This window comes from Streptomyces sp. NPDC035033, assembly GCF_040636735.1.
GTDB lineage: Bacteria > Actinomycetota > Actinomycetes > Streptomycetales > Streptomycetaceae > Streptomyces.
In genome coordinates, this window is sequence record NZ_JBEZUZ010000001.1 from 300,296 (window position 1) to 308,096 (window position 7,801).

Sequence of the window (7,801 nt, forward strand, 5' to 3'; positions counted from 1 at the left end):
GGCCGGATGAACCAGCCGCATCGTTGCACACTGTACCCCATGTGCCACGGGTGGCGTACTCCGTCTCTCTTCGGCGGGTCGGAGTGCCGCGTGGAGGGCTGTCCCGTTGATCCCCTAATGTGGCTGTCTCGTCCACCACGTGTGTAGGGGAAGGGACTTGATGGGTTCCGTGGAGCGCACCGTCGTCCGCTGTGCCGAAGGGCACGTGTTCAGTACCGCCTCGTTTCCGCTGCAGCAGCTCGGCGCCGGACGGATCGGGCCCGCGCGGCTCGTCCGGTGTCCGCGGTGCGCGCGGTTGAGGCACGCGGTGCCGGTGGAGGTCCAGCCGCGCTGAGCCGGGCTGACCTGGGCGGGGCGCGGAGTGGCCCGATTGGGGCGGCCCGCGCCCTCTGCGTATCGTGGGGGCGTGCTTCTCTCAGACAAGGACATCCGGGCCGAGATCGATGCCGGGCGGGTGCGCATCGACCCGTACGACGAATCCATGGTGCAGCCGTCGAGCATCGACGTGCGGCTCGACCGCTTCTTCCGGGTGTTCGAGAACCACCGCTACCCGCACATCGACCCCGCCACCGAGCAGCTCGACCTGACGCGCGAGGTGGAGCCGGAGGGCGACGAGGCGTTCATCCTGCACCCGGGCGAGTTCGTGCTCGCCTCGACGTACGAGGTCATCACCCTGCCGGACGACATCGCGTCGCGCCTGGAGGGGAAGAGTTCCCTCGGGCGGCTCGGGCTCGTCACGCACTCCACCGCCGGGTTCATCGACCCCGGCTTCTCGGGGCACGTGACCCTGGAGCTGTCGAACCTCGCGACCCTCCCCATCAAGCTGTGGCCGGGGATGAAGATCGGGCAGCTGTGCATGTTCCGGCTGAGCTCGCCCGCCGAGTTCCCGTACGGCAGCGAGCGGTACGGCTCCCGGTACCAGGGGCAGCGGGGGCCGACGGCCTCCCGCTCGTACATGAACTTCCATCGGACCCAGGTGTGAGGCGGTAGCCGGACATGAGTGAAGTACGCGAGAACCTGACGTACGAGGGCTTCGGGACGGCCGTCCGCGAGCTGGCGCAGACCATCGCCGACGACGGGTACGAGCCCGACATCGTCCTGTCGATCGCGCGCGGCGGCGTGTTCGTCGCCGGCGGTCTGGCCTACGCGCTGGACTGCAAGAACATCCACCTCGTGAACGTGGAGTTCTACACCGGGGTCGGGACGACCCTGGAGATGCCGGTCATGCTGGCGCCCGTCCCGAACGCGATCGACTTCTCCGACAAGAAGGTCCTGATCGCCGACGACGTCGCCGACACCGGCAAGACCCTCAAGCTCGTCCACGACTTCTGCGTCGACCACGTCGCCGAGGTCCGCTCCGCCGTCATCTACGAGAAGTCCCACTCCCTCGTGAAGTGCGAGTACGTGTGGAAGAAGACGGACGAGTGGATCAACTTCCCGTGGTCCGTCCAGCCGCCCGTCGTCAAGCGCGAGGGCCAGGTCCTCGACGCCTGAGCCTCCCGACGCGCGAGAGAGCCCCCGCCGGACGCCCGGCGGGGGCTCTCTCGCGTCCGCCCTACAGCGTGCCCAGCTTGATCAGGCTCAGGAGGGCCACCAGCTGGATGGCGGAGGCGCCCAGGGCCTTGGGCCAGGGGAGGTCGTGGGAGCGGCTCACCATGAGCGTGAAGAGCGCGCCGGCCGCGCCCCAGGTCAGCCAGCCGATGATCTGCACCAGGCCGTTGTCGCCGCCCAGGAAGAGGGCGAAGAGGAGGCGGGGGGCGTCGGTGAGCGACATGATCAGCATGGAGAGGCCGATCGTGGGCTGCCAGGCGCCGTCGCCGCCGAGCTGGCGGGCGAGGGTGTGGGTGACCGCGCCCAGGATCAGGCCGGCGAGGACGAAGCCGACGCCGGTCATCAGGACGTACGGGATCGTGCTGGAGATCGTCGCGTTCAGCACCTCGTCGCGGGCCTGGTCGAAGCCGAAGATCGCCAGCAGGCCGTAGAGGAAGGTGACGATCAGCGCCGGGCCCCAGACCGCGTGGTCGCGCATCTGGAGGAAGGTATCCGCCGGGCGCAGCACGATGCCGCTCAGCAGGGCCTTCCAGCCCAGGCGGGGGCCGACGGGGGCCGGGGGCGGCTGGTAGCCGCCCTGCGGACCGTAGGGGTCGTCGACGCTGAACATCTGGGTGTGGCCCGGGTTGTTCGCCGTCGACGCGTGCGGGTGCTGCGCGTGCGGGTCGCCGAAGTACTCGGGCTCCCCGTACGGCTGCCGCGGTGGCTGTTGCTGCCACTGCTGCTGCGGCGGGTACCCCTGCGGGGGCGCGTTGTACCCGTACGGCGCCTGCTGCGGTCGATGCTGTTGTTGCGGGGGGCGGTTGTCCCGGCCGCGTCCGTTCCTGAATCCAGCCACGTCATTGAACGTACCCGCTTCCGCGGCGCCCCCGCGCCTTCGGTGCGGAGCTGTGACATCCCCCAGGGGGTCACGGGGTCGCCGGACGACCGTGCGGTCGCTGTTACGAAACGGGCGCAATTGCTACATATCGGGCTCGTAGCTTCGGTGGGGTCAGCAGCGAAACCCTTCTGGAGCTTTCCATGCGTCTCAACCGCCGTGCCCGCGTCCTCCGTACCGCCGCCGTCGCCACCGGCACCTCCGCCGCCCTCCTCCTCCCGGCGGCCGCGGCCTTCGCCACCGAGGACCCCGCGGGACCCGCGGACCCTGCCGCCGCCGCGAGCGACCGGTCCGTCCTCTGGCGGAACGTGGACCTCGCCGACGGCTCGCTCGCCAAGGTCTACCGGGACGGCCCCGGGCGCTTCTCCGCCGACGTCTACGGGGGCGGGCAGCTGCTCGGCACCCTCAGCAGCACCGACGGGAAGCCCGCGTACGGGGAGAACAACGGGCTCCACCTCGTGCTCCGGCCCGACGGGACCGTCAGCTCGTGGCTCGACCGGGTCCCCGCCCCCGAGCCGAAGCCCGTCCCCCACCGTGAGCCCGAGGCCAAGCTCGCCGACGGGACCGTCGCCACCTTCGCCAAGAACGTCAAGGACGGGCCGCGCGTCCGGATCGCCGCCCTCGACGGCGAGCGCCTCGCCACCGTCGACGCGAAGCACCTCACCGTCCGGCACCACGGCTGGACCTACAAGCTCGCCGCGCAGCCCGGCGAGCACCAGTACCGGTTCGTCGTGATCGGCGCCCCGAAGCAGGGCGGCGACAGCTGGGTCTACGACCTGAACGGCAGGCTCGTCGCCCAGTACCACGCCCAGAAGCGCTGAGGGCGTGAAAAAGGGCCGTCCCACCGGGTGGGACGGCCCTTCTCGCATGGTCTTACGCGACCGGCTCCGGCTCCTCCGCCGGGGTCTCCGGCTCGGGGTCGACCGGGGTCTTCACCGACTCCAGCAGCAGCTGGGCCACGTCGACGACCTGGAGGCTCTCCTTGGCCTTGCCGTCGTTCTTCTTGCCGTTCACGGAGTCCGTGAGCATGACGAGGCAGAACGGGCAGGCGGTGGAGACGATGTCCGGGTTGAGGGACAGCGCCTCGTCGACGCGCTCGGTGTTGATGCGCTTGCCGATCCGCTCCTCCATCCACATCCGCGCGCCGCCGGCGCCGCAGCAGAAGCCGCGCTCCTTGTGGCGGTGCATCTCCTGCTGGCGCAGGCCGGGGACGGCCGACATGATCTCGCGCGGCGGCGTGTAGACCTTGTTGTGGCGGCCCAGGTAGCACGGGTCGTGGTAGGTGATGAGGCCGTCGACCGGGGTCACCGGGATCAGCTTGCCCTCGTCGATGAGGTGCTGGAGCAGCTGGGTGTGGTGGATGACCTCGTACTCGCCGCCGAGCTGCGGGTACTCGTTGGCGATGGTGTTGAAGCAGTGCGGGCAGGTGGAGACGATCTTCTTCGCCGACTTCGGCTTCTTCGTCGACTCGTCCTCGTCGTCCTCGCCGAACGCCATGTTCAGCATCGCGACGTTCTCCTGGCCGAGCTGCTGGAAGAGCGGCTCGTTGCCCAGACGGCGCGGGGAGTCACCGGTGCACTTCTCCTCGCCGCCCATGATCGCGAACTTGACGCCCGCGATGTGCAGCAGCTCCGCGAAGGCCTTGGTGGTCTTCTTGGCGCGGTCCTCCAGGGCGCCGGCGCAGCCGACCCAGTAGAGGTAGTCGACCTCGGAGAGGTCCTCGACGTCCTTGCCGACGATCGGGACCTCGAAGTCGACCTCCTTGGTCCACTCGACGCGCTGCTTCTTGGCCAGGCCCCAGGGGTTGCCCTTCTTCTCCAGGTTCTTGAGCATCGTGCCCGCCTCGGACGGGAACGCGGACTCGATCATGACCTGGTAGCGGCGCATGTCGACGATGTGGTCGATGTGCTCGATGTCGACCGGGCACTGCTCGACGCAGGCGCCGCAGGTGGTGCAGGACCACAGGACGTCCGGGTCGATGACGCCGTTCTCCTCGACGGTGCCGATGAGCGGGCGCTCGGCCTCGGCCAGGGCCGCGGCGGGGACGTCCTTCAGCTGCTCCTCGGTGGCCTTCTCGTCGCCCTCCATGGTCTTGCCGCCGCCCGCGAGCAGGTACGGCGCCTTGGCGTGCGCGTGGTCGCGCAGCGACATGATGAGGAGCTTGGGGGAGAGCGGCTTGCCGGTGTTCCAGGCGGGGCACTGCGACTGGCAGCGGCCGCACTCGGTGCAGGTGGAGAAGTCGAGCAGGCCCTTCCAGGAGAACTGCTCGACCTGGGAGACGCCGTAGACGTCGTCCTCGCCCGGGTCCTCGAAGTCGATCGGCTTGCCGCCGGTCGTCATCGGCTGGAGCGCGCCCAGCGCGGTCTCGCCGGTGGCGTTGCGCTTGAACCAGATGTTCGGGAAGCCGAGGAAGCGGTGCCAGGCGACGCCCATGTTGGTGTTCAGCGAGACCACGATCATCCAGATGAACGAGGTGCTGATCTTCACCATGGCGGTGAAGTAGATGAGCGTCTGGAGGGTGGAGAGGGAGAGGCCCTTGAAGGCCAGGACGAGCGGGTACGAGGCGAAGTACGCGGCCTCGTAGTGCTCGACGTGGTGGATCGCGCCCTCCAGGCCGCGCAGCACGTAGATCGCGAGGCCGATGGTGAGGATCACGTACTCGACGAAGTACGCCTGGCCCGCCTTGGAGCCGGCGAAGCGGGACTTGCGGCCGGCCCGGCCCGGCAGGCTCAGCAGGCGGATGACGATCAGGGCGGCGATGCCGAGGATCGTCATCACGCCGATGAACTCGATGTAGAGCTCGAAGGGCAGGAAGCCGCCGATGACCGGCAGCGTCCAGTCGGCCTGGAAGAGCTGGCCGAACGCCTGCGCGAGGGTCGGCGGCAGGGTCAGGAAGCCGACGGCGACGAACCAGTGGGCGAAGCCGACGATGCCCCAGCGGTTCATCCGGGTGTGGCCCAGGAACTCCCGGACCAGGGTGACGCTGCGCTGGTAGGGGTTGTCGGTCCGGGTGCCGGCCGGGACCGGCTGGCCGAGCTTGAAGTACCGGACGAACTGGCCGATGGCGCGAGCGAGCAGGGCAACGCCGACCACGGTCAGCGTCAGCGACACGATGATCGCGGCGAGTTGCATGACGGGCTCCTCGGGCGGGCCTGGGGCGCGGCTGGCGCGGCCTGTGCTCGCCTCACCTTCGCCCTGAGCCTACTAAGCGGTAACTTATCTAGTCCGTGCTGAGATTACCGGGCGGGGCGCTCCACTTGTAGCGGCCCTCGCGGTGATCTGTGTCGCTCAGGCAAGCCTTGCCGGACGGGCCGAGGCGCGCCGGAGACGACGACGGCGGACTGCTGGAAGCGTACGCGCCAGAACGGCCAGATCCATCCCGAGCCAGTGGTGGTCCACATAGTGGAGGTCCAGCAGCTCGCGCTCCTCCCAGGGCAGGTCGGACCGGTCGCTGATCTGCCACGGCCCGGTCAGCCCCGGGCGCACGGAGAGCCGGCGCCGCGCCTCGCCCGTGCACTCCGGGTGGGTGGGGGAGAGCGGGCACGGTCCGACGAGCGACATCCGGCCCCGTACGACGTGCAGCAGCAGCGGCAGCGCGGCCAGCGGGCTCCTGGTGCGGAAGGTCAGCATCGTGAAGGGGCGGCCGCCGAGGCCCGCCACCTCCCGGCGGCGCAGCAGCGGGGCGCCGCCGGGCGCGGGCGAGCCCAGGGCGAGCGAGAGGGCGACGGCGGCGAAGAGGGGGGAGAGGACGAGGAGCAGGAGCGTGCCCCCCAGCAGGTCGAAGGCGCGCTTGAGGTCGAAGGCGCGCGGGAGGCCGGTGGCGTACGGGAGGCCGGGGGCGCGCCGGGGGGTGGTGGCGTACGGGGGGCTGGGGGTGCGCCGGGGGTCGGGGGTCCCGGGGGTCCCGGTGGGCTCGGAGGTGCGCCGGGGGCCGGGGGTCCCGGAGGTGTGCGGGAGGCCGGGGGTCCCGGTGGGCCCGGGACCGTCCTCGGGGCCGAAACTGCGGTGCGCGTGATGCGTACGGTTCGCCGTCATGCCCCGGACCCCTCCGGCTGAGATCATGGGATGTTCGTGGAATATGCCCGCTTTGCCCGACACGGGGCACCAGGACTCTCCCATCTCCCGCCCCCGGAGTCAGGGAACGACGCGCTCTCCGCGTCCCTTTGAGTGGTGCGCGCGGTGAAGAGTTGAGTCGCCTCGACTCAGGTCTGTTGACGCCCCGCGTCCCGTCGTGCATCCTTGAGTCAGTTCCACTCAAGTCAGTCAGCTGGAGGAATCGAAATGGCACGTGCGGTCGGCATCGACCTGGGCACCACTAACTCCGTCGTCAGCGTTCTCGAAGGCGGCGAGCCCACCGTCATCACCAACGCCGAGGGTGCCAGGACCACGCCGTCCGTCGTCGCCTTCGCGAAGAACGGCGAGGTGCTGGTCGGCGAGGTCGCCAAGCGCCAGGCCGTCACCAACGTCGACCGGACCATCCGGTCCGTGAAGCGCCACATGGGCACCGACTGGAAGATCGAGCTCGACGGGAAGACCTTCAACCCGCAGCAGATGTCGGCCTTCATCCTCCAGAAGCTGAAGCGCGACGCCGAGGCCTACCTGGGCGAGAAGGTCACCGACGCGGTCATCACCGTCCCGGCGTACTTCAACGACTCCGAGCGCCAGGCCACCAAGGAGGCCGGCGAGATCGCGGGCCTCAACGTCCTGCGCATCGTCAACGAGCCGACCGCGGCCGCCCTGGCCTACGGCCTGGACAAGGACGACCAGACCATCCTCGTCTTCGACCTCGGTGGCGGCACCTTCGACGTGTCCCTCCTGGAGATCGGCGACGGCGTCGTCGAGGTGAAGGCCACCAACGGTGACAACCACCTCGGTGGCGACGACTGGGACCAGCGCGTCGTCGACTACCTGGTGACCCAGTTCAAGAACGGCCACGGCGTCGACCTCTCCGCCGACAAGATGGCGCTCCAGCGTCTGCGCGAGGCGGCCGAGAAGGCGAAGATCGAGCTCTCCTCCTCGACCGAGACCTCCATCAACCTGCCCTACATCACGGCCTCCGCCGAGGGCCCGCTGCACCTGGACGAGAAGCTCACCCGCGCCCAGTTCCAGCAGCTCACCTCCGACCTCCTGGAGCGCTGCAAGGTCCCGTTCCACAACGTCATCAAGGACGCGGGCATCGCCCTCTCCGAGATCGACCACGTGGTCCTGGTCGGTGGCTCGACCCGCATGCCGGCCGTCGCCGAGCTCGTCAAGGAGCTGACCGGCGGCAACGAGGCCAACAAGGGCGTGAACCCGGACGAGGTCGTCGCCATCGGCGCCGCGCTCCAGGCCGGTGTCCTCAAGGGCGAGGTCAAGGACGTCCTGCTCCTCGAC

Annotated in this window: 7 protein-coding genes; 4 read left to right on the forward strand and 3 right to left on the reverse strand. The window is 69.6% G+C overall.

Annotated elements, in window-relative coordinates:
• Positions 1–406 precede the first annotated feature (406 nt).
• Together dcd and AB0E83_RS01435 are read left to right on the forward strand one after the other, a co-directional pair.
• A complete protein-coding gene (gene dcd / locus AB0E83_RS01430) occupies positions 407–982 on the forward strand; it encodes a dCTP deaminase (protein ID WP_362104232.1) in 576 nt (191 codons plus the stop codon).
• Positions 983–996: 14 nt separating this feature from the next.
• On the forward strand, positions 997–1,494 hold the full coding sequence (locus AB0E83_RS01435; RefSeq protein ID WP_362104234.1) for a phosphoribosyltransferase: 498 nt from the start codon (positions 997–999) through the stop codon (positions 1,492–1,494).
• A gap of 61 nt (positions 1,495–1,555) precedes the next feature.
• Here AB0E83_RS01435 and AB0E83_RS01440 read toward each other — a convergent pair whose 3' ends face one another.
• Entirely contained in the window at positions 1,556–2,389 is an 834-nt protein-coding gene (locus tag AB0E83_RS01440; protein WP_362104236.1) for a Yip1 family protein, read from the reverse strand.
• Between the two features lie 182 nt (positions 2,390–2,571).
• On the opposite strand from AB0E83_RS01440, the gene AB0E83_RS01445 reads away from it, so the two are divergent.
• Positions 2,572–3,249: a hypothetical protein gene (locus AB0E83_RS01445; protein WP_362104238.1), complete on the forward strand. Its 678-nt coding sequence runs from the start codon at positions 2,572–2,574 to the stop codon at positions 3,247–3,249.
• Positions 3,250–3,301: 52 nt separating this feature from the next.
• Here AB0E83_RS01445 and AB0E83_RS01450 read toward each other — a convergent pair whose 3' ends face one another.
• Positions 3,302–5,560 (reverse strand): heterodisulfide reductase-related iron-sulfur binding cluster, encoded by a 2,259-nt coding sequence (locus AB0E83_RS01450; RefSeq protein ID WP_362104240.1) that lies wholly within the window; start codon positions 5,558–5,560, stop codon positions 3,302–3,304.
• Positions 5,561–5,716: 156 nt separating this feature from the next.
• A complete protein-coding gene (locus tag AB0E83_RS01455) occupies positions 5,717–6,463 on the reverse strand; it encodes a sugar transferase (RefSeq protein WP_362104242.1) in 747 nt (248 codons plus the stop codon).
• 246 nt (positions 6,464–6,709) lie between these two features.
• Here AB0E83_RS01455 and AB0E83_RS01460 point away from each other — a divergent pair.
• The coding region (locus AB0E83_RS01460) for an Hsp70 family protein (RefSeq protein WP_362104244.1) at positions 6,710–7,801 on the forward strand (1,092 nt) is incomplete at its 3' end.